The organism is Streptomyces kurssanovii, from assembly GCF_040677245.1.
GTDB classification, from domain to species: domain Bacteria; phylum Actinomycetota; class Actinomycetes; order Streptomycetales; family Streptomycetaceae; genus Streptomyces; species Streptomyces kurssanovii.
This window is the reverse complement of record NZ_JBFAQK010000018.1, coordinates 97,241-116,028: the sequence shown is the minus strand read 5'-3', so window position 1 is coordinate 116,028 and position 18,788 is coordinate 97,241. Positions and strand designations below refer to the sequence as shown.

Below are 18,788 nucleotides of genomic sequence, written 5' to 3'. Positions count from 1 at the left end.
ACGGAGAACGGAGCGGGGGCGGGAACAGGGTGGTGAGCGGGGAGGTCAGCGGGAGCGCGCTGAGCGGGTCGTCGACTCCCTGACGACGAGGCGGTATCCGGGGCGTTGCCGCCGCGGCTCAGGGGCCGTGCCGCCGGCGAGGCGTTCGACGAGGCTGTCGACAGCCAGCCTGGCGATGGCCTCCTTGTCCGGGGAGATCGTCGTCAGCGTGGTGGACCCGTACCGGCCCTCCTCGATGTCGTCGAACCCGACCACAGCGACGTCGCCGGGGACGCTCAGTCCGCGTTCGGTGAGGGTGCGCATCGCTCCGACGGCGATGAGGTCGTTGTACGCGAAGACCGCGTCGGGCCGCCCGCCGCGGTCGAGCAGGGCGGCCATGGCGCTCGCCCCGTCCTCCCGACCGTAACCGTCGGTGACGACCACCAGGGCGTCGTCCGCCTCCAGCCCCGCCGCGGCGTGTTCCTCGCGCCAGCCGCGCAGCCGCAGGTGGGCGGGCTGGCGCTCGCGGCCGGTTCGGGAGCCGAGGAAGGCGATCCGGCGATGGCCGAGGCCGATGAGATGCCGGACCGCCTCCCGGGCCGCGGCGACGTTGTCGATGGCGATGTGGTCGTACGGCGCCTCGTACTCCCGCTCCCCCAGCAGCACCAGCGGGGCGCTGTCCGTGCGCGCGGTGAGGTCCTCGGTCTCGAGGTGGATGGGGCTGAGGATGAGCCCGTCGATGACGTGGGCGCGGAAGCCCTGGCTGACGAGGAGTTCCTTCTCCCGCAGTCCCGCCGTGTGGTCCACCAGGACGGTGTAGTCGTGCCGTGCGGCCGCGTCGACGACCGCGCCGGCCAGCTCGGCGAAGTACGGGTTGCCGAACTCCGGCACGGCCAGGGCGATGATGCCCGTCCGCCCCTTGCGCAGGTGGCGGGCGGTGAGGTTCGGCCGGTAGCCGAGCTCGTCGATGGCCTGCTGGACCTTGGCCCGCATCTGGGGCGTGACGTGCGGGTAGTTGTTGACGACGTTGGAGACGGTCTTGATGGACACGCCCGCCCGGCTGGCAACGTCCTTGAGGCTGACGCCCACGGCACTCCTTGGCTCTCGGTGCGGCAGTACCGCTGTGACGGTGTGTAGCTGGTGCTCCGGCGGCTTCACGCCGTACGGCGCCGCGCCACGACGACCACGATAAGGAAGCGGCGCCCCGGCCACGGAGCGGTAGGACGAATTGATCGGGCGGAACCGTCCGGCCTCGTCCGAGGAGGTCCGGAAGGGGGAAGCGACGGGCAGCACTCACGGCCGGTCGGAACGCACGACGATCGACCACCCGGCGCGCGGCGCAGCCGGAGGGCGGCGAGGACTGCCGGACCGGGCAGGGCCGGGAAGGCGCCGCGGCGGCGCGCGGCTCGAAACTTCCGCCGCCATTCGGAAATCGGCGGGTCACGGATGCCGGAGAGAACGGCCGACCGGGGTGACGACACCGTCCCAAATCGCTCCCTTCCGGCGCAAGTGATGGCCGACCTCAGTCACCTGACGGTGTGACCTGCGCCGGTTCACCGCAGGTCTCGACGAAATATTTCGAGGCCGATGACGATACATGCGAGAGGGGTTGACGTCGTTCAGCGGTTCCTTATCATTCACATTGCTCGACACTTCGACACTCGTTCGAGATATCGAACCATCGAGTCGCTTCATCGCACAGCAGGGCATCTCCGGGCCCCATCCCCGAACGTCGAGCCGCAAGGAGAGCGCGCACGTATGTCATGCCCTCATCAATGTGCGACGTGGATCGAGCCGCCGAGCGCCCCGGGCCGATATCGGTGCCACCCGACACCGTCCAAGCCTTCACCCCGTGTGACCACGCCGTCCGAAGACGCCGGGCCACACCCGTCGTTCGGAGGCTCGCGAAAGACGTGGGAGCCACAAGCGGTGTGCCGTGGTGCTCACAGACCGCCGCACACCGCACTACACCGACAGTCCGGCCAGCCTCTGACGAGGCGACCGGAACAGCCTACTCACGGTTGGGGAAGTCCCCATGCACAGAGGAAGTTTCAGCCGCAGGCATCCGTCTGCGGTGCTCGCCGCCGTGGTCGCGGCTCTGGCCGCGTTGGCGGCGATGCTCGTCGCCACCCCGGCTCAGGCGGCTACCAGCGGCGCCTTACGCGGAGTCGGTTCGAACCGGTGTCTCGATGTGCCGGGAGCCAGCCAGACCAATGGCACATACCTGCAGATCCACGACTGCTGGAGCGGGACCAACCAGCAGTGGACGTTGACGGACAGCAACCAGCTGACCGTGTACGGCAACAAGTGCCTGGATGTTCCCGGTCACGCCACCACGGCCGGTACCCGGGTGCAGATCTGGACCTGCTCCGGCGGTGCGAACCAGCAGTGGCGGGTGAACTCCGCCGGGACGGTCGTCGGCGTGGAGTCCGGGCTGTGCCTGGAGGTTTCGGGCGCCGGTACGGCCAACGGCACGGCGGTACAGATCGGGACGTGCAACGGCGGCAGCAACCAGAAGTGGACCGGCCTGACCGGGACGCCTCCGACGGACGGCACGTGTTCTCTTCCGTCGACGTACCGGTGGGCATCGACGGGCGTACTGGCGCAGCCGGCGAACGGATGGGCCGCGGTGAAGGATTTCACCACCGTGACGCATAACGGCAAGCACCTGGTCTACGCGTCGAACGTGTCGGGATCGTCCTACGGCTCGATGATGTTCAGTCCCTTCACGAACTGGTCGGACATGGCGTCGGCCGGCCAGACCGGGATGAGCCAGGCCGCGGTGGCGCCCACGCTGTTCTACTTCGCGCCCAAGAACATCTGGGTGCTGGCGTACCAGTGGGGTGCGTGGCCCTTCATCTACCGCACGTCGAGCGACCCCACCAACCCCAACGGCTGGTCCTCTCCGCAGCCGTTGTTCACCGGGAGCATCTCCGGCTCCGACACCGGCCCGATCGACCAGACCCTGATCGCCGACGGCCAGAACATGTACCTGTTCTTCGCCGGTGACAACGGCAAGATCTACCGGGCGAGCATGCCGATCGGGAATTTCCCGGGGAACTTCGGCTCGTCGTACACGACGATCATGAGCGACACGAAGGCCAACCTGTTCGAGGGCGTACAGGTCTACAAGGTTCAGGGCCGGAGCCAGTACCTCATGATCGTCGAGGCGATGGGCGCGAACGGGCGCTACTTCCGCTCCTTCACGGCCTCCAGCCTGAGCGGCTCGTGGACGCCGCAGGCCGCCGGCGAGAGCAACCCCTTCGCGGGCAAGGCCAACAGCGGTGCCACGTGGACCAACGACATCAGCCACGGTGACCTGGTCCGCAACAACCCCGACCAGACCATGACCATCGACCCCTGCAACCTGCAGTTCCTCTACCAGGGCAAGTCCCCCACCGCCGGCGGCGACTACAACCAACTGCCGTGGCGGCCGGGTGTCCTCACCCTGCAGCGCTGACCTTCCCGATGCACGGTGACCGTGATGTGGTGCGGTCTGCAGGCGTGTGAGCGTGCGGTTCACGGCGTGGGCGGTTCCACCTGCTGACCGACACTCACCGCCTCACCGACACTCACCGCCTCGAGAAGCCCCGGCCGTGCGGCGGCCGGGGCTCCTCTCTCCTCCGGTGGCGTAGTCGCGGCCCGGCCCGTCGTCCAGGAGGTCAAGGCGCACGCACAGCCGGCGGCCGGGGGGCCGGAGGTGGGGAGGTCGGCCGGTGCGGCCGGGGACGGATGCGCCGGACCCTCGCGCACGCGCTGAACGCGTGAGCGATGAATTCGGGCGGCGGATCGGGTCTGCCCTGGTATGACTCGTATCATCGCTGACATCTCGGTCTCCCTCGACGGATTCGTCACCGGGCCCGACCCCGGCCCGGAGACCGGTCTGGGCGCCGGGGGTGAGGCCCTGCACACGTGGGCGTTCTCCGATGACCCCGACGACCGCCGGGTCCTGCGCGAGGCGACCGCCCGCTCGGGCGCCGTCGTCCTCGGCCGCCGGCTCTTCGACGTGGTCGACGGACCCAACGGTTGGGACGACGAGACCGGCTACGGCGCCGGCGAGGTCGGCAGACCCGCGTTCGTCGTCGTGACGAGCTCGCCGCCGGAGTCGGTGCGGCTCACCGGCCTCGACTGGACGTTCGTCACCACCGGTCTGCCCGACGCCGTCACCACCGCGCGCGGGCGCGCAGAGGCGGCGTCGTCGGACAGCGGCAAGGACCTCGACGTCGTCCTCATGGGCGGCGGCGCCACCATCGGCTCGGCGTTCGACGCCGGGCTGGTCGACGTGCTGACGTTGCACCTGGCGCCCGTCGTGCTGGGCACCGGGACGCCTCTGTTCACCGGCAGAGCGCCGCGCACGCTGGTGCAGCGGAACGTGATCCCCACATCGACGGCGACGCACCTGACCTACGACGTGCTCTGACGACGTCGTATCGGAACGACTTTCCTGGTCGCCCCCGGCCCGCCCGACCGCGGCGCGACCGAAATCTCCGGCCCGTCCGGCCCGGGACGACATAGGTTCGAGGCATGGTGCATGTACTCGGCAGCAGGGTCCTGCTGCACCCGACGGATCCGGACCGCACCCGCGCCTTCTACGGCGGAACACTGGGACTCGCCGTCAGTCGCGAGTTCGGGACCGGGCCGGAGCGTGGCACGGTCTATTTCCTGGGTGGCGGATTCCTGGAGGTCTCGGGCCGCTCCGAGAACCCACCAGCGCCAGGTCTCCAGCTGTGGCTCCAAGTCGAAGATGTGCAGGCGGCGTTCGAGGAACTGCTGGCAGCCGGCGTGGACGTGCTGCGCGCTCCGGTGCAGGAGCCCTGGGGGCTGATCGAGATGTGGATCGCGGACCCGGACGGGGTGCGCATCGCCGTCGTAGAGGTACCTGAGGACCACCCACTGCGCTACCGCCCCTGAAGTCCCGTAGCTGCGGGCTCCGGGCTTCCCGGAGAACGGGTCAGGTGGCCTTCTTCGTTCCTGTGGCGCGGCCGTCCTCGTCCCAGGTGACTTCCAGGATCCGCTCGACGGCGTCGCGGTCGATGTGACCGAACACGTGGGGGAACAGGGTTCCCTCAGGGACTCCGGGCGGCGGGGCCGGGACGGCTGCCTCCCATTCCGTCCGGGCGTTGAGACGGCTCTCGTCCAGGACGAGCACCAGGAGCGGTCTCGGCGTGTTGCGGTAGAAGGCGTTGACGACGGCGAGGGTGGTCGGCTCGTCGGGGGCGCAGTGGACGAAGCCTTCTTCGGCGAGGGATGCGGGAGCGTAGGGCTGGTCCGGGGCGGCCGTCCACTCGGCTTGCGTGACAATGTGGTAGATCATCTTCGGGTTATACAACAGTTGGCGTGGAGACGTCGTCGCCCGCCGCCGGGGGTGCTGCGACCAGCACTTCCGTTGCCGGCGATGAACCGGCCTGACTGCCGCGACTTGTCGTCAGCGCCGTCGGACGAGTGTCGGGCATGACGAACTTGTCCGTTCGCATGGCCGGATCACGCCACTGCGTGAGTCGACCGTCGGCGCCTATGCGCCTGTCCATCCGGCAGTGTTGGAATACGACTCGTAGCTGTATCGGGTGCTGCGGTCCCACTCTTCGCCTGTGAGGTGCTTGTATGCCCTGTCGGGAACGTAGAGCAGTGCCTCTGCCCAGACGAGGTCGTTGGCGTAGGGCATGAACCGCTGCGGGTTTCGAAGTACGCTCTCGTACTCCTCGCGGCCGGCTGCGACCACCGCGGCCCGGGTGTAGAGGAACTGATCACTCGACAGATCATCGCCGTATTCCTTGCGGTCCAACCTGTACAGGGCCCAGGAGAGCTGCTCGGCGAAGCCGACCACGTCGGATACAGGGCCGTTCGCCAAGCGGGCTGTCAGGGCAGCGGCGAGCTCATCGCCCTCGGGGTCCGGGGCAGAGGAGCTGCACGCTTCGATGAGCCGCCAGAAGACACTTTCGTTCATGCCGGAGAGCATGGCGGACGGGTGTGACAAGCCGGTTGTGAGGTGCCTGCCCGGCCGGCCGAGGAAACGGCGGTGCGTCCGGTGCGGGAGCCGGGCAGCATGGCAGGGTGACTGATCTGCTGTGGGATGACGTGAGCTGCTTCTTCGACCCGGACTTGACGGGGTCACTGCCGGACGTGCGTGTCCCGGGCACCTCGGTGACGGACTGGCAGGGGGTCCTCGATCTTGTCGTGGAGAAGGGCTGGAGGTGCCAGTACTCGGAGGGAGAGACGGTGCTCCCTGTGCCCCGGGCCGAAGGCGTGCTGTCACGCCCGGCGGAGGCCGAGTGCCCGGAACTGCGGGTCTGGCCGACGGCCGATGTGTTGGCGATCTTCCGCTTCCATGCCGACGATGAAGTCGACTTCGACGTCGACCTGCGGGAATTGCAGGGCCAGGAGCGACTCGACACGTTCTGCGGCTTCCTTCGGGAGATCGGGCGGCGGTTGGGCAAGCCGGTGCTGATGGACCCGGAAGGCGACTACGGCCATCCCGTCCTCGGCTACGACATCGAAGCTGATCGAGTCGTTCTCCTCGCAAACCCGCAGGTCAGGTTCCTGCAGCCTGTTCGGGCGGTCACTCCGCAGACCTAGACCATGGTCAGGAGGTGATCCGTGGGGCCATAGTCGATCTTCCAGTCGGCATAGATCCCCACAGCGCCGTCCTTCTGGCACCGCAGCCCAACCGTCACCCAGCGGACCGACCCGTCGCCGGCCAGCGAGAACCCGACTGCCGTCTCGAACTCCTCGCTCCCGCACGGACAGCCCGCCTCGCCGGGCTCCGCGTCCGTCCAGAACTCCTCGCTGTCCGCGATGAACGCGCGGCCGCCGCAGCCGGTGCACACCCGCTCGGCTCCGCCCTCGACATCGTCGACGAGCACGAAGAACACACGCCCGCCGCAGACGCCACAGACGGAAGGAACGATCTTCACCGGACGGTCGTCGGCAGCCTTTCGGAGAAGCGCCGCGAGATCCTCACAAACACCCCAGCCAACTTGATCATCAGCATGCACAGGCACATCGTTCCAGACCTCCGAACCAGAAGAGTCCTGCGACCGGTGCGCCGCGGTGTGCGCCGCATCAGCGTGGGGCCGGTCGATGACGTGGGGCGTTCACCGGCGGGACTCGTCGCGGGCCCGGGCGCGTTCGGTCGGCGGGCGCAGGGCGGAATAGATACCGGCGCACGCGGCGAGCACCATCACGCAGCCGGCGAAGACGAGCCCGGCGGTGCGCAGGTCCCACAATTGGGCCGCGGCGCCCACGCCCACCACCGGCAGCGAGATGCCGGTGTAGGCGACGACGAAGAACGCCGAGATGGTGCCGCCGCGGTGTTCGGCGGGTGCCGCCGCGCCCACGAGGGACAGGGCCGCCCGGAATGCCAGCCCCTGGCCCGCGCCTCCGCACAAGGCTCCGGCCACGAGCACCGCGAGGGATTCGGTGATCAGAGACGTGGCGACGAGCACCAGGCCGGCGATGAGGACGGCGCAGCCGATGGGGAGGGCGCGCCGGGTGCCGATGCGTTCGCTCAGTGACTGTCCTGCGGTGGAGGCGAGGAAGACGGAGAACACGACCGCTCCCGTGACGGCGAGGTTGTGCACGTCGAGTGTCCGGGCCACGAAGCTGGGGGCGAGGGCGGTGAACAGTCCGAGCAGGGAGAAGCCGGCGAACGCCGCGACGGAGGCGGGCGCGAACACTCCTTTCACCTCGTCGGGTACGGAGACGCCTTGAGGCTTCAGCGGGGGAAAGCGCTTCGGCCGCTCGACGGTCTCCGGGAGGAAGCGGATGATCACGGCGGCGACGGCGACCAGCCCGATGTGGACCCAGAAGACGAGCTCGAGCGGGCGGGCCGCGTACTGGGCGAGGATCCCGGACAGCAGCGGTCCGCAGCCCAGACCGCCCATGTTCGCCGCGGTGGCCGCGAAACCGGCCCGTGCCCGCTGTCCCGGTCCGGCGAGTTCCATGACGGCGGCGGTCGCCGCGCCGCTGAGCAGTCCGGCCGCGAATCCGGAGAGCAGCCGCCCGGCGAAGAGCAGGGGGAGCCCGGTTTCCAGCAGAAAGCATCCGGCGCTGGCGGCGGACAGGGCCATGGCGCAGAGCAGCACGGGTCGGCGCCCGACTTCGTCGGAGTAGTTTCCCCCGACGAGCAGCACCGCGATCACGGCGACGGCGTAGACGGCGAAGACCACGGTCACCATCAGCTCGGAAAAGCCGATCTGTTCCTGGTAGAGCCCGTACAGCGGCGTGGGCAGGGTCGTGCCCGCCATGCCGATGGCGAACACCAGGGCTGCCGCGACGTAGCCGGGACGGCGGCCCTCACCTTTGCGGACGATCATGCGGCTCACCTTACGAGCGCCCGGACGCGGGCGGCCGGACATTGTGGCGTCGGCGGTGCGGCATCGGGGATGCGGCCTCGCGGATGTCCCTCGTGGGCCTGCGGCTGTCCTTGTGAGGCGTGCAGATGGACACGGACGGGTGTGATGGTGATGTCGGCGCGGGCTGCCGGTCGTTAGGAGAGGGACGAGAAGGAGATCCGCCATGCCAACAGGACCGGCACAGCAACCCACGGCTGAGCTCGATGCCCGCTACAGTTCCGCGCTCAATCCTCGCCCGGGTGCCGCGGGTGTCACCGCCATCGAGTGGGCGGAGGCGCTAGGACACTTGGAGGCCGCCGAGATCTTCTGGGTGTCCACGGTGCGGCCCGACGGTCGGCTGCATGTCACGCCCGTGATCGCCGCGTGGCACGACGGGGCGCTGTACTTCTCCACCGGCCCGGAGGAGCAGAAGGCGAGGAACCTCGCTCACGACGCGCACTGCGTACTGACCACCGGGCGGAACGCGCTGACCGAAGGGTTCGACATCGTGGTCGAGGGCCAGGCGGAACGGGTCACCGACCCGGCGGTGCTCGAAGAGGTGATCGCCGCGCACGAGGCGAAGTACGGGCCGCACATCACCTCGCCGGAGGGCACGTTCCACGGGCTCGGGGACACCATCCGGACGGGGGCCGCGGTGGTGTTCGCGGTGGTGCCGGCCACGGCGTACGGCTTCGGTCGGGACAACGGGGTCTACAGCCATACGCGGTGGGTGTTCTGAGCGCCGCTTCCCCTGGGGCCGGCGTCACTGCCGGCCCCGACGGACCGGGACCGCGCGATCGAGGGGCCGGGGTGCTGCCGAAGTCCACGGTCGTCTGTACCCGGCGATCCGCCGTGACGCCGGGACGGTCAGCCCGCACATGCTCGCCGCACCTTCTCCAGACGCGCACGCTGATCATCGATCCAGCCGACCGCCGGGAAGAGCGGCAAGCTGACCGTCACTTGCGACGACGGGCCGTCATGGACCGTTACGCCGATCACGCCTGGGCTCAGCGGCTTGATCTTGAGCTGGACCGTCCGCCCCGAGTTCAGCCACGACACGAACCGATTCCCGGCCAGCGCGTCCAGGGCCTCCTCCCAGTCATCGAGGTCAGCGGACGAGACGTGGACAGGGAAGCTTCCCTTGACGGTCTCGGTCTCCACGACGAACTCGCAGTCCAGAACGTCTGCGCCGGGAGACGGCCGCTCCAGCACAAGCAGAGAGAGGATGTGACCGGTGGTCCCCGGCGGATCCGCCAGGTGGATCAACTCGCCCAACTCGTCTTCCACCACAGCCCCTCTCCATCGGCCTCGAACGGAAGCATCATTCCTGAGCCCGCCGGCACACACCGCGCCGAGGTGGGTGTGGCTGCCGACTCTCATCGACCTTCCGCAGCCAGGGGCGCCGCCCTGCAGAGTATGCACACACTCGAGGGCCTGAGCAGGAGCCAGCGCCGGCACCCTTTGCCGGAGCAGACGCATGACACGTTGGCGCCAGGCCCGTCGGATGCCTCGGACGCCGCCTCGCCGTGGCGCTTCAAGTACCGGGGCGTGTCGCCTCGATCACGAGTGTCGGGTCCGGCCGGAGGCCCGGAGAACCCCGTCGCGGGCGTGATCTTCCTGCCCACGGCGTGCCCTCCGTCGTCACTGGCCCACCCTTCCGTCGACGCACTCGCGCAGCAGGTCGGCGTGACCGCAGTGCCGGGCGTACTCCTCGATCCGGTGCACCATCAGCTCCCGGATCGAGGTCTTGTCCTTCCCCACCCGCTCCCCGAGATCCGGGTGTTCGGCCAGCGCGGCATCCGTCGCCGCCTGCTCGCGCTCCAGATCGGCGTACGCGGCGTCGACCATGGCCTGCTCGGCGACGACGTCGTCGAAGTCCGCGTCACGCCGGCCGTACAGCTTCGGCACGGGTTCGCCGTCGGTGATCCAGTTGCGCCAGTCCCGTTCCACCTCGGCGAGGTGCCGGACCAGGCCGAGCAGCGACATCGTCGACGGCGGTACGGACCGACGGGCCAGCTGCTCCGCGTCAAGGCCCTCGCACTTCATCCGCAGGGTCATGCGGTAGCCCGTCAGAAAGTCCAGCAGCGTCGCGAGCTCACCGTCCGGACTGGCGCTTTCCTTGTTGCGGGGGTCGTTGTCCGGGTCTGCCCACATGTCGGGGTAGACGGTTGCCTGGGTCCATCGCGCGGGTTGATCACTCATACGGTGCATGGTGGTCCGCGACGGCCCGTGTCCGCTACAGGTTTGTTCATCGAGACGGATCCGTGGTGCGAACGATTCGGTGAGAACGCGGGGCCTTGAAGCGTCGTGGGGGTCGGCGGACGGGTCACAGCCAGGTTTCGCGCTGTTGTTGCAGTCCGTCGAGGACGAGGTCGAGTCCGATGTCGAACTCCGCGGCGTACGTGTAGCCGGGTTTCAGGGCGTGGTGGGTGATCATCTCGGTGAGGTGAGGGAACTCGTCGCCGGGCATCTGCTCCAGGAGCGAGTCGGCCAGCTCCTCGATGCCGCCGGCGGGTTCGAACGGGAGGCTGAGCTCCTGCAGGGTGAACCCGTAGATGTAGCTGTCGAGTACGGAGAACGCGTGCGCGGCGCCGGCGATCGTGAAGCCGCCCGCTCGTAGGCAGCCGATGACCGCGTCGTGGTGGCGCAGCGTCGCGGGGCCGGGGCTGCTGCGGGAGTCCATGAGGCCGATCGCCCACGGGTGGCGGATCAGCGCGTCGCGTGTCGATGCGGCGCGCCGTCGCATCGCCGCCCGCCAGGGGAGGTCCGTGGGCGGGAGTTCGATCTCGCTGAAGAGGAGGTCGACCATGCCGTCGAGGATCGCTTCCTTGTTGCGGACGTGGTGGTAGAGCGACATGGCCTCGACGCCGAGCCGGTCGGCGAGTTTGCGCATCGTGAGCGCGCCGGTGCCTGCCTCGTCCGCGAGCGCGAGCGCCGTGCGCAGGACCGTTTCCTTACTGAGGGGTCGGCGGCGGGGTGCCGGCGTGCGGGCGGGCTCGGTGGCCACGGAGTCCTCCTTGGACGGGTTTCGCAGGTTGACAACCTTACTTCGTAAGGCACACCCTTACGGCGTAAGGACGGCGGGGAGAGGGAGGGCGAAGTCATGGAACCGATCAGCTCGGAGGAGTCACGAAGAACGGGCACGCGCAAGAAGATGTGCGTCGTGGGCGCGTCCGGGAAGCTCGGGCGGTACATGGTGCGGCACGCGCTGGACCGGGGCTACGAAGTGGTGGGCGTGTGCCGGGAGCAGAGCGTCGGCAAGCTCGCCGAGTTCGAGGGGCGGATCACGGTGGTCCCCGCGGCGACCGACGACCGTGCGGCCGTCGCGCGTGCGGTGGACGGGTGCCAGGCCGTGCTCACGGTGCTGGTCCCGTGGGGGATGAAGCGCTACTCCTCCGGCACGGCCCGGGCCGTACTGGACGCGGCGCCGGCGGGGGCACGGCTGGTGTTCTCCTGCGGCTGGCACATCACCCGGGACGGGAAGGACGTCTACACCCGCAGGCTCAGGGCGTTCGTGGCGGTTTTCGGGCGGCTGGCCAGACTGGCCCGGGTGGCGGACCTGGACGACCAGGTGGAGGCGTGCCGTTACATCTTCGCCAGTGACACCGATTGGACGGTCGTCCGCGGCAGCGACCTGGAGGAGGGCGAGAGCCAGGGCCTGCCGGTGTGGAGCCGGCATGTCGGTGACCCCGTCCTCGCGAGCAATCTGACCCGTCGCGTGGACTTCGCCCTCTTCATGGTCGCCGCGGCGGAGGACGACGCCCTCGTCCGGGAGGCCCCGGCCATCGTCGGCCGGCTGACCCCGTCGGCCCTCGCCCACGCCGGTACGAGCGCGGCGTGAACACGGAATTCCCGACCTCGTGCGGGCGGACGGCGAAACCCTGAAGGGTTGACCGCGCATCGCGCCACGGGCGACTGTCGCCGCACCGCCGGTTCCACCGCGTGCGGCGCAGGCGCGCGGCGCAGGCGTGCTGCGCAGGGGCGGCCCGGGCGTGATGCGCAGACGCGCGGCCCGAGCGTGCGGCGCAGGGGCGGCCCCGGGCGTCAGGCCCCGGCAAGGGTCACGGGGTGGCGTTGCCGCCTCCGCCGAGACCTTCGAGGAACTGTCGTTGCCCGTCCAGGAATCCGTCCGCGAAGAGCGCGCGAGGGGCGAAGAGCGCGGTGAGTGTGATCTTGAGATCCGACTGCTCGACGGACCGCTTGAGCAGCGAGTGGCTCGCGTCCGGGTGATGCGTGACCGTCAACGCCCCACCTGCGTACAGCACCTTGCGATAGACACGTTCCGTGTCGGCGGTGTCCACGTTGAGGTCATGGCCTGCGAGGGTCAGCAGCACCGGTACGCGACGCAGGGCGCGGAGGTCCCGCGTCGCGTCCGCGGTGTGGTTCTTGGAGATGAAGCGCCAGCGACCGGCGGTCATGCCGTCCGCGTCGCCGCCCCTCGCCCTGACGTACTCCTCGAAGGTGGCGTGGCGTTCCAGCAGCCGGCGGGTGGCGTCGCTGTCGGCGATCTCGGCGCGGGTGCGGGCGGCCGACGCGCCCTCGGCGCGCAGCTCGGCGAGGAGGTTGTAGCGGCCTTGCCGGAGCCAGTTGATCGCGGGTGAGACGGCGATGACGAAGCTGACGGGCGTCCTGGCGGCGACCTTCGGCAGGACCCAGCCCGCCTGGCTGGCGCCCCAGAGCCCGATCCGGTCGCCGTCGATGTCCGGGCGGGCGCGCGCCCAGGCGATGGCGGCGGCCGCCTCGTCGGCCCGGTCGTCCATGGACTGTTCGAGCCAGTCGCCGGGTGCGCCCGCGACGCCGGGCTTGTCCCAGGACAGGGAGGCGTATCCGGCCTTGGCGTTCGCTTCCCACAAGGGCTTGTAACCGTCGTCGTGGGTGGCGTCGACGGGACCGTCGCCGTGGATGTACACGACCAGGCCGTGGTGTTCGCGGCCGTCCTTGGGAGTGGCCAGTACGCCGTTGAGTATGTGGCCGCCGTGGCGGATCGAGACCCGCCGCTCGTCCATCTCGTAGGAGTTCTGCCACAGGACCACGCCGGCGAGGCCGGTGGCCACGACCAGGATCGTGACGAGTGACCACACGGCGATGCGGGGCCGGGGCCGTCGGGGCCGGATCTTCGGACTCATCAGATGTGACCGCCTCTGCTCGGGCTCCCGAAACTATCATTGATGGAACGATCGTCGAAAGAATGATAGTTTTGAGCCCGAGATGACGGCGCGAAAGGGGGCACGGCATGGGACTGGACGAGACGGAAGCCGGCAGGGGGCCGGTGACGGTCCGACGGGGCGTTCCGGCCGGAGCAGAGGGGCGGGCGGCCGAGCTGTACTGGGACGCTTTCGGCCGCAAACTCGGCCCCGCCCTGAACCCGCCGGACAAGGCGGTGCCCTTCATCGCCGCCCACCTGAACGCCGATCGGGCGGTGTGCGCGCTCGTCGACGGGCAGCTCGTCGGCCTCGCGGGCTATCAGCTCGACGGCCGGGCCCTCACCGGGGGCGACGCCTCCGCCGTGCTGCGTATGTACGGACACCTGCGAGGACTGCACCGGCTCCTGCTGCTCGCCCTGTTCGAACGACACCCGGCCGCCGGACAGCTCGTCATGGACGGCATCGCCGTGGACCCGGGCACACGCGGCCGCGGCATCGGGAGTCTGCTCCTCGATGAAGTGGCCGCCGTCGCGGCGGAGCACGACTGCCGGGAGATCAGACTGGACGTGATCGACACCAACCCGCGCGCCAGAGCCTTGTACGAGCGGCGCGGCTTCACGGCCGTACGGACCGAGCACACCCCCTACTTGCGCGGGCTGCTCGGGTTCGGCGCGGTGACCAGCATGCGCCGCCCGGTCGAGGCGAACGGGCCGAGAGGACCGCGCACACCATGACCGACCGCATCGAGATCCCGACCCGCATGCTCGTCCACGCGCTGATCCGCGAGGACGGGTCGGTCGACGCCGACGAGCTGTACGGCGTCGCCGACACCCTGGGCATGAGCGACCAGCAGGTGCGGCTGTGCGTCAAACGCCTCGTGGCCGAAGGCCGGTTCACCCACGAGGGCCGGGGCCGCAAGGCGCGGCTGCACGCGACCCCGGACACCGTGCGCGCCCTCGCCCCCAACGCGGACTTCCTCCGGCACGCGTTCGAGCAGGACGCCGGGCTCGCGCCCTGGGACGGTGTCTGGCACCTGGCCGCCTTCGCGGTGCCCGAATCGGAGCGCACGGCCCGGGACCTGCTGCGTGAGACGCTCGTCCACCTCGGCGGCGCCCCGCTCCAGGGCGGGCTGTACGTGTGCGCAAACGCCTGGGAACCGTACGTCGAAGAAGCGGCCCACCGCCTCGGCGCCCATGGCGGGCTCACCCTCCTCACGTCGACGGACCTGCGCAGGGGTGAGACCCGGGAGCCTGCCGAACTCGCCCGGCGGCTGTGGCCGTTGCGGGAGATCGCCGACCGCTACCACCGCCTCGGACGCTTGGCCAGGCCCCGACTCGACCGGCTCACCGGCACGGCCGGACTCTCCCCGTCCGAACTCCTCACCATCGCGGTGGAGCTGGCCGCCGAACTCACCCGTGCCATGGACCCCGACCCGCTGCTGCCGCCCGAGCTCCTGCCCCGGCCCTGGCCCGGCGCCGAGGCCCGGGAGATTTTTGCCTCGTGCTGGGCGGCCCTGCACGAGCAAGAGGGCGGCGAAGCCCGCCCGGCTCTCTTCCGCCTCTACGCCGACATCGCCGCAGGAGCGGACCGGGCCGCGCGCTGACGACAGCGGCGTGTCGTCCACGGGGAGGCCCGGGCCGCCGGCCGGGGTGGGGGCAGGGAAGTCCGGTCCTGCGGGCTCAGGGCGTGTCTTCTTCCCAGTCGAAGAGCCTGGGGGCGCCGTTCCTCGGTCCGTACAGTGAGCGGCCGCCGGCTCCGTAACGGCCGAGTTCGGTGGCCAGCGCGGCTCCTTCGTGCAGTTGCGTGGGTGTCCAGCCGGTGACGTCCAGCAGCAGCCCGTCGAGAGGGCCCCCCACCAGCTCGACGTAGTCGTGTCCTGGCTGCGGGCCTGGGTCGGGATCGTCGTGATCGGCTCCGTAGACGCGTCCGCGCATGATCTGCTCGTCCATGCTGCCCAGCGTCGCAGCCGCCACTGACAGTGCGGTGGTCGGACGGGCCGCGCTCGCCCACCGCCGAGGCGCCCAGCACGGCAGCCGGCGGGCATCGGCGCGCACACGCTCCACCCTCCGTGGAGGCCCCGCAAGTGCAACGCCGCAGGCCATGACGCCCGAGTCGACGCGGCCCCGTTCGCGGGGCGACCATGAGAGGCGGGGACCGATCGCCCCGCGTGCCTGGGCTCCCGACAGGAGATGCCGGATGGACCGGATCGATGTGCTGGTGGTGGGCGCGGGCCCCGTCGGGCTCACAGCGGCGGCCGAACTGCGTGGACGCGGTGTCACCTGCCGTCTCATCGACCGGCTGCCGGCCCGGCTGCCCTACGCGAAGGCCGTCGGCATCCAGCCCAGGACACTGGAGATCTGGGACCGGATGGGGATCGCGCGCGACGCCCTGGCCGCCGCCGCGCCCATGCGCGGCCAGCTGACGTACGTGAACGGCGTGGAACGCGTGCGGATCGAGCTCAAGCTGCCGCCGGACGTCCCCTACGGCTTCGCCGCCCTGCCGCAGTACGAGACCGAGCGGATCATCGAGGACCACCTCGCGCGCCGGGGCACCCGGATCGAACGGGGAACGGAGCTGGTGTCGTTCGCCCAGGACGAGGACGGGGTGTGGAGCACGGTCACCACACCGTCCGGACGCACGGAGGAGATCAGGTCCCGCTACCTCGTGGGCTGCGACGGCGCACACAGCGCCGTCCGCAAGTCGCTGGGCCTCGCCTTCGAGGGAGCCGCCTTCGCCGAGGAGTACATGCTCGCGGACGTCGAGGTCGGCTGGGGTCTGCCGCCCGGCTACAGCGTGCGGGCCACGCATGTCGGCGACGGCGCCGCCGACGACCTGCTGGTGTGCATCCCGCTGCCCGGACACCGCCGTTACCGGATGTCGATGCTGGTGCCGCCGGAGCTGTCCGTCCGCCGGCCGGACGCGGACAGCGTGGCGCACGGCCTGGAGGGCGGCCGCGCGCCGGGGCTGGAGCATGTCCAGGCCGTCCTCGACCGGCTGGCTCCGGAGCCCACCACGGCGTCGGCGCTGCGCTGGTCGTCGGTGTTCCGCATCAGCCACCGGCTGGTGGACCGTTACTCCCGCGGCAGGGTCTTCGTCGCGGGCGACGCCGCGCACATCCATCCGCCCACCGGCGCCCAGGGCATGAACACCGGCATCCAGGACGCGTACAACCTGGCGTGGAAGCTGGCGCTCGCGGTGACCGGGACCGCCCGTCCCGGCCTGCTCGACAGCTACGACGCCGAGCGGCGCCCGGTGGGCGAGGAGGTGGTGGGACGCACCGTGCGGCACGCGACCGCGGGCGGCGTGCAGACGGACCCCGAGGAGCCGCAGACGCTGATGCTGCGCGAGGCCCAACTGCTCGTCGGATATCCGGACAGCCCGGTCGTCGCCTCCCGCGGCAGCGGCCACGCCGGTCCCGACGCGGGCGACCGCGCACCCGACTGCGGCGGTCTCGTGGGGCCGATCGCCACGTTCCCGGTGCGACTTTTCGACCTGCTGCGCGGCCGCGACACGCACACGCTGCTGCTGTACGCGGACGACGAACGCGACTGGGAGGCGTGTGTGGAGCTGGCGGACGAGGCCGCCCGCCTGACCCACGGACAGGTGGACTCCGCTCTCGTCCTCCACCCCGACGTCGCGGCCCCCGTCGGTGCGGACGGCACGTTTCCCCAGGGGTGGCGGGACAGTCGTGGGGAGTTCGGGCGCGTCTACGACGTTCGAGGCCCGACCGCCCTGTTGCTCCGCCCGGACGGCTACGTGTCGCTGCGGCGGACGCCGCCGTCCGCTTCCGAGCTGTCCGCGCACCTCGCGACGGTCCTGCGGATCTGACCCCGGACGGCGGTCCGCGACCTCACCCGTGCGGCCGGCGGCGGGCCCGGTCCGCGACCTCACCCGTGCAACCGGCCGCGGGCCGGGCACGTGCGCGCGTGCCCGGCCCGAGGACGACGGGGTGGCGCGGACCACCCGCCGTGGTGGCCCGCGCCGCCCCGGGACCGTTCCCGGGTGTGCGGCTGCGTCAGGCGGTGTGCAGGCGCAGCCCGCAGCTGCGTCAGGCGGTGTGCAGACGCAGCCCGTAGCGGCCGAGGATCTCGTTGACCGGCTGGTGCCAGGTCTGGCCCCCGCCGGAGCAGTTGCCCCAGCCGCCGGACGTGACGCCCTGCGCCTGGTCACCGCTGATGAACGAGCCGCCGGAGTCGCCCGGTTCCGCGCAGACGCTGGTCTTGGTCATCTGATGGACGGCGCCCTGGCTGTAGTTGACCGTCTCGTTCTTGGCGAGGACGTTGCCGCAGTGCCAGCGCGTCGTGGAGCCGGAGCGGCAGACGGAAGCGCCGATCGGGGCCTCCGCGGAGCCCCGGACCAGTTGGTCGGGCACGGTTCCCCAGCCGAGGACCACGGGAACGGTCCACCAGCCGCTGCCGACGCTGACCCAGGCGTAGTCGTCACCGGGGAACGAGGAGCCCTGGAAGGTGCCGATGTGCGTGCCGTCCCAGCCGCGTACGGCCGCGCCGGCCCTTCCGCAGTGGCCCGCCGTGACGAAGCCGCCGTGCACGGAGAAACCGATGGAGCAGCGCACGTTGCCCGTGTAGTACGGGTCGCCGCCGACGGTCCCGGCGGCGAACGGCACCGGGGCCTGCGCGGTCTCCCGGACCGTGATCGGGCCGGCGTCCCTCGCGCGGTCCAGGAAGGACCGGACATCGTTGTCATCCCGCTCGGCGGCGACGACGTTCACCACGACCCGGTTGGCTTTCGGGTCGACGTGCCAACTGGCCACGCCCGCGGGCGCCTTCAGGGCGTCGATCTCGCGCTTGACCGAGTCGAGCTGCCGGACGCTGTGGCGGACGAGTGCCGTGTCGGCGCCGGTCGCCCGTACGGCGCGGGCCTTGCCCGCGTCGGTGAGGGCCACCGTGAGCCTGCCGGTGTCCGCGTCGAACCAGGAGCCGCCGAAGGCCGCTCCGGCGGCGCGGCGGGCCTTTCCTTCGACGGCGGTGGCGGTCTTCTCCGCGGCGAGGCGTACCGTCGCCTCGTCCGCGTCGAGTCCCAGGTCGCGCTGCATGGCCGTGAGCAGGCCGGTGGAGAGCTTGGGCTCGGCGGCGGGGACGGAGGCGGCCGCTGGGCCGGCGCCGACCGCGGCCCATGAGCCGAGGAGGAGGAGTGCGGACAGGCCCGTACGTATGGCTGTCATGCGTCTCAAGGCGTTGACCTTTCGTTGTTCCAGCATCGTGGGGGATGGAACAGGCCGTGCTGGGGCGCGTGTCGAGAGCTGCTGAGAGCGCTCTCATTGCGCTCGGCCGGAGCGTAGCCGAACTCCAGGGGCAGGTCCATGCCAAGTGCACGC

Annotated in this window: 20 protein-coding genes; 9 read left to right on the top strand and 11 right to left on the bottom strand. The window is 70.5% G+C overall.

Annotated elements, in window-relative coordinates:
* Window positions 1–45: 45 nt before the first annotated feature.
* Entirely contained in the window at window positions 46–1,068 is a 1,023-nt protein-coding gene (locus AB0K36_RS15880; RefSeq protein WP_364593853.1) for a LacI family DNA-binding transcriptional regulator, read from the bottom strand.
* Window positions 1,069–2,014: 946 nt separating this feature from the next.
* Between AB0K36_RS15880 and AB0K36_RS15875 the strand changes: the two genes are divergently transcribed.
* The 3 genes from AB0K36_RS15875 to AB0K36_RS15865 all read left to right on the top strand — a co-directional run bounded on the left by AB0K36_RS15875 (window position 2,015) and on the right by AB0K36_RS15865 (window position 4,890).
* The gene (locus tag AB0K36_RS15875; protein ID WP_364593850.1) at window positions 2,015–3,439 is read left to right on the top strand and encodes a non-reducing end alpha-L-arabinofuranosidase family hydrolase; all 1,425 of its coding nucleotides are present in this window, start codon (window positions 2,015–2,017) and stop codon (window positions 3,437–3,439) included.
* A 345-nt stretch (window positions 3,440–3,784) separates the two neighbouring features.
* Window positions 3,785–4,399, top strand: a complete 615-nt coding sequence (locus tag AB0K36_RS15870; protein ID WP_364593847.1) for a dihydrofolate reductase family protein — start codon at window positions 3,785–3,787, stop codon at window positions 4,397–4,399.
* 104 nt (window positions 4,400–4,503) lie between these two features.
* Window positions 4,504–4,890, top strand: coding sequence for a VOC family protein (locus AB0K36_RS15865; RefSeq protein ID WP_364593844.1), 387 nt, complete (start codon window positions 4,504–4,506; stop codon window positions 4,888–4,890).
* 40 nt (window positions 4,891–4,930) lie between these two features.
* Here the strand turns inward: AB0K36_RS15865 and AB0K36_RS15860 are convergent, their stop codons facing one another.
* Both AB0K36_RS15860 and AB0K36_RS15855 read right to left on the bottom strand, forming a co-directional pair.
* A complete protein-coding gene (locus AB0K36_RS15860; RefSeq protein ID WP_364593841.1) occupies window positions 4,931–5,293 on the bottom strand; it encodes a DUF952 domain-containing protein in 363 nt (120 codons plus the stop codon).
* A gap of 198 nt (window positions 5,294–5,491) precedes the next feature.
* Window positions 5,492–5,923: a DUF4240 domain-containing protein gene (locus AB0K36_RS15855; protein ID WP_364593839.1), complete on the bottom strand. Its 432-nt coding sequence runs from the start codon at window positions 5,921–5,923 to the stop codon at window positions 5,492–5,494.
* A gap of 107 nt (window positions 5,924–6,030) precedes the next feature.
* Here AB0K36_RS15855 and AB0K36_RS15850 point away from each other — a divergent pair, with 107 nt between their 5' ends.
* Window positions 6,031–6,552: a hypothetical protein gene (locus AB0K36_RS15850; RefSeq protein ID WP_364593837.1), complete on the top strand. Its 522-nt coding sequence runs from the start codon at window positions 6,031–6,033 to the stop codon at window positions 6,550–6,552.
* On the opposite strand, the gene AB0K36_RS15845 is transcribed toward AB0K36_RS15850, so the two are convergent.
* Together AB0K36_RS15845 and AB0K36_RS15840 are read right to left on the bottom strand one after the other, a co-directional pair.
* Window positions 6,549–6,971: a hypothetical protein gene (locus AB0K36_RS15845; protein WP_364593835.1), complete on the bottom strand. Its 423-nt coding sequence runs from the start codon at window positions 6,969–6,971 to the stop codon at window positions 6,549–6,551. The genes AB0K36_RS15850 and AB0K36_RS15845 overlap by 4 nt on opposite strands.
* 99 nt (window positions 6,972–7,070) lie before the next feature.
* Complete coding sequence (locus AB0K36_RS15840) at window positions 7,071–8,291, bottom strand: MFS transporter (protein WP_364593833.1); 1,221 nt, start codon at window positions 8,289–8,291, stop codon at window positions 7,071–7,073.
* A 202-nt stretch (window positions 8,292–8,493) separates the two neighbouring features.
* Between AB0K36_RS15840 and AB0K36_RS15835 the strand changes: the two genes are divergently transcribed.
* On the top strand, window positions 8,494–9,048 hold the full coding sequence (locus AB0K36_RS15835) for a pyridoxamine 5'-phosphate oxidase family protein (RefSeq protein WP_364593830.1): 555 nt from the start codon (window positions 8,494–8,496) through the stop codon (window positions 9,046–9,048).
* A gap of 128 nt (window positions 9,049–9,176) precedes the next feature.
* Here the strand turns inward: AB0K36_RS15835 and AB0K36_RS15830 are convergent, their stop codons facing one another.
* The 3 genes from AB0K36_RS15830 to AB0K36_RS15820 all read right to left on the bottom strand — a co-directional run bounded on the left by AB0K36_RS15830 (window position 9,177) and on the right by AB0K36_RS15820 (window position 11,316).
* The gene (locus AB0K36_RS15830; RefSeq protein ID WP_364593827.1) at window positions 9,177–9,599 is read right to left on the bottom strand and encodes a DUF5959 family protein; all 423 of its coding nucleotides are present in this window, start codon (window positions 9,597–9,599) and stop codon (window positions 9,177–9,179) included.
* A 351-nt stretch (window positions 9,600–9,950) separates the two neighbouring features.
* On the bottom strand, window positions 9,951–10,520 hold the full coding sequence (locus AB0K36_RS15825) for a DinB family protein (protein ID WP_364593824.1): 570 nt from the start codon (window positions 10,518–10,520) through the stop codon (window positions 9,951–9,953).
* 115 nt (window positions 10,521–10,635) lie between these two features.
* Window positions 10,636–11,316 carry a TetR/AcrR family transcriptional regulator gene (locus AB0K36_RS15820; RefSeq protein WP_364593821.1) on the bottom strand — a complete coding sequence of 227 codons (681 nt, stop codon included), beginning with the start codon at window positions 11,314–11,316 and terminating at the stop codon, window positions 10,636–10,638.
* A 96-nt stretch (window positions 11,317–11,412) separates the two neighbouring features.
* Here AB0K36_RS15820 and AB0K36_RS15815 point away from each other — a divergent pair, with 96 nt between their 5' ends.
* Entirely contained in the window at window positions 11,413–12,150 is a 738-nt protein-coding gene (locus AB0K36_RS15815; protein ID WP_364593818.1) for an NAD(P)-dependent oxidoreductase, read from the top strand.
* A gap of 220 nt (window positions 12,151–12,370) precedes the next feature.
* Here AB0K36_RS15815 and AB0K36_RS15810 read toward each other — a convergent pair whose 3' ends face one another.
* The gene (locus AB0K36_RS15810) at window positions 12,371–13,435 is read right to left on the bottom strand and encodes an alpha/beta hydrolase family protein (RefSeq protein WP_364593815.1); all 1,065 of its coding nucleotides are present in this window, start codon (window positions 13,433–13,435) and stop codon (window positions 12,371–12,373) included.
* A 107-nt stretch (window positions 13,436–13,542) separates the two neighbouring features.
* On the opposite strand from AB0K36_RS15810, the gene AB0K36_RS15805 reads away from it, so the two are divergent.
* Both AB0K36_RS15805 and AB0K36_RS15800 read left to right on the top strand, forming a co-directional pair.
* The gene (locus AB0K36_RS15805) at window positions 13,543–14,187 is read left to right on the top strand and encodes a GNAT family N-acetyltransferase (RefSeq protein ID WP_364593812.1); all 645 of its coding nucleotides are present in this window, start codon (window positions 13,543–13,545) and stop codon (window positions 14,185–14,187) included.
* Complete coding sequence (locus AB0K36_RS15800) at window positions 14,184–15,056, top strand: PaaX family transcriptional regulator C-terminal domain-containing protein (protein WP_364593809.1); 873 nt, start codon at window positions 14,184–14,186, stop codon at window positions 15,054–15,056. Before AB0K36_RS15805 ends, AB0K36_RS15800 begins: the two co-directional genes overlap by 4 nt.
* Before the next feature lie 76 nt (window positions 15,057–15,132).
* Here AB0K36_RS15800 and AB0K36_RS15795 read toward each other — a convergent pair whose 3' ends face one another.
* Window positions 15,133–15,402, bottom strand: coding sequence for a hypothetical protein (locus tag AB0K36_RS15795; protein WP_189472173.1), 270 nt, complete (start codon window positions 15,400–15,402; stop codon window positions 15,133–15,135).
* Between the two features lie 247 nt (window positions 15,403–15,649).
* On the opposite strand from AB0K36_RS15795, the gene AB0K36_RS15790 reads away from it, so the two are divergent.
* Window positions 15,650–17,281: an FAD-dependent monooxygenase gene (locus AB0K36_RS15790; protein WP_364593805.1), complete on the top strand. Its 1,632-nt coding sequence runs from the start codon at window positions 15,650–15,652 to the stop codon at window positions 17,279–17,281.
* A gap of 220 nt (window positions 17,282–17,501) precedes the next feature.
* Here the strand turns inward: AB0K36_RS15790 and AB0K36_RS15785 are convergent, their stop codons facing one another.
* A complete protein-coding gene (locus AB0K36_RS15785) occupies window positions 17,502–18,635 on the bottom strand; it encodes a S1 family peptidase (RefSeq protein WP_435877869.1) in 1,134 nt (377 codons plus the stop codon).
* Window positions 18,636–18,788: the final 153 nt, after the last annotated feature.

Excerpts from the sequence above, each read along its gene's own strand:
- AB0K36_RS15875 (WP_364593850.1), top strand. The coding sequence starts at position 2,015 with ATGCACAGAGGAAGTTTCAGCCGCAGGCATCCGTCTGCGGTGCTCGCC.
- AB0K36_RS15870 (WP_364593847.1), top strand. The coding sequence starts at position 3,785 with ATGACTCGTATCATCGCTGACATCTCGGTCTCCCTCGACGGATTCGTC.
- AB0K36_RS15865 (WP_364593844.1), top strand. The coding sequence starts at position 4,504 with ATGGTGCATGTACTCGGCAGCAGGGTCCTGCTGCACCCGACGGATCCG.
- AB0K36_RS15860 (WP_364593841.1), bottom strand. The coding sequence starts at position 5,293 with ATGATCTACCACATTGTCACGCAAGCCGAGTGGACGGCCGCCCCGGAC.
- AB0K36_RS15855 (WP_364593839.1), bottom strand. The coding sequence starts at position 5,923 with ATGAACGAAAGTGTCTTCTGGCGGCTCATCGAAGCGTGCAGCTCCTCT.
- AB0K36_RS15840 (WP_364593833.1), bottom strand. The coding sequence starts at position 8,291 with ATGATCGTCCGCAAAGGTGAGGGCCGCCGTCCCGGCTACGTCGCGGCA.
- AB0K36_RS15835 (WP_364593830.1), top strand. The coding sequence starts at position 8,494 with ATGCCAACAGGACCGGCACAGCAACCCACGGCTGAGCTCGATGCCCGC.
- AB0K36_RS15825 (WP_364593824.1), bottom strand. The coding sequence starts at position 10,520 with ATGCACCGTATGAGTGATCAACCCGCGCGATGGACCCAGGCAACCGTC.
- AB0K36_RS15815 (WP_364593818.1), top strand. The coding sequence starts at position 11,413 with ATGGAACCGATCAGCTCGGAGGAGTCACGAAGAACGGGCACGCGCAAG.
- AB0K36_RS15810 (WP_364593815.1), bottom strand. The coding sequence starts at position 13,435 with ATGAGTCCGAAGATCCGGCCCCGACGGCCCCGGCCCCGCATCGCCGTG.
- AB0K36_RS15805 (WP_364593812.1), top strand. The coding sequence starts at position 13,543 with ATGGGACTGGACGAGACGGAAGCCGGCAGGGGGCCGGTGACGGTCCGA.
- AB0K36_RS15800 (WP_364593809.1), top strand. The coding sequence starts at position 14,184 with ATGACCGACCGCATCGAGATCCCGACCCGCATGCTCGTCCACGCGCTG.
- AB0K36_RS15795 (WP_189472173.1), bottom strand. The coding sequence starts at position 15,402 with ATGGACGAGCAGATCATGCGCGGACGCGTCTACGGAGCCGATCACGAC.
- AB0K36_RS15790 (WP_364593805.1), top strand. The coding sequence starts at position 15,650 with ATGGACCGGATCGATGTGCTGGTGGTGGGCGCGGGCCCCGTCGGGCTC.
- AB0K36_RS15785 (WP_435877869.1), bottom strand. The coding sequence starts at position 18,635 with ATGACAGCCATACGTACGGGCCTGTCCGCACTCCTCCTCCTCGGCTCA.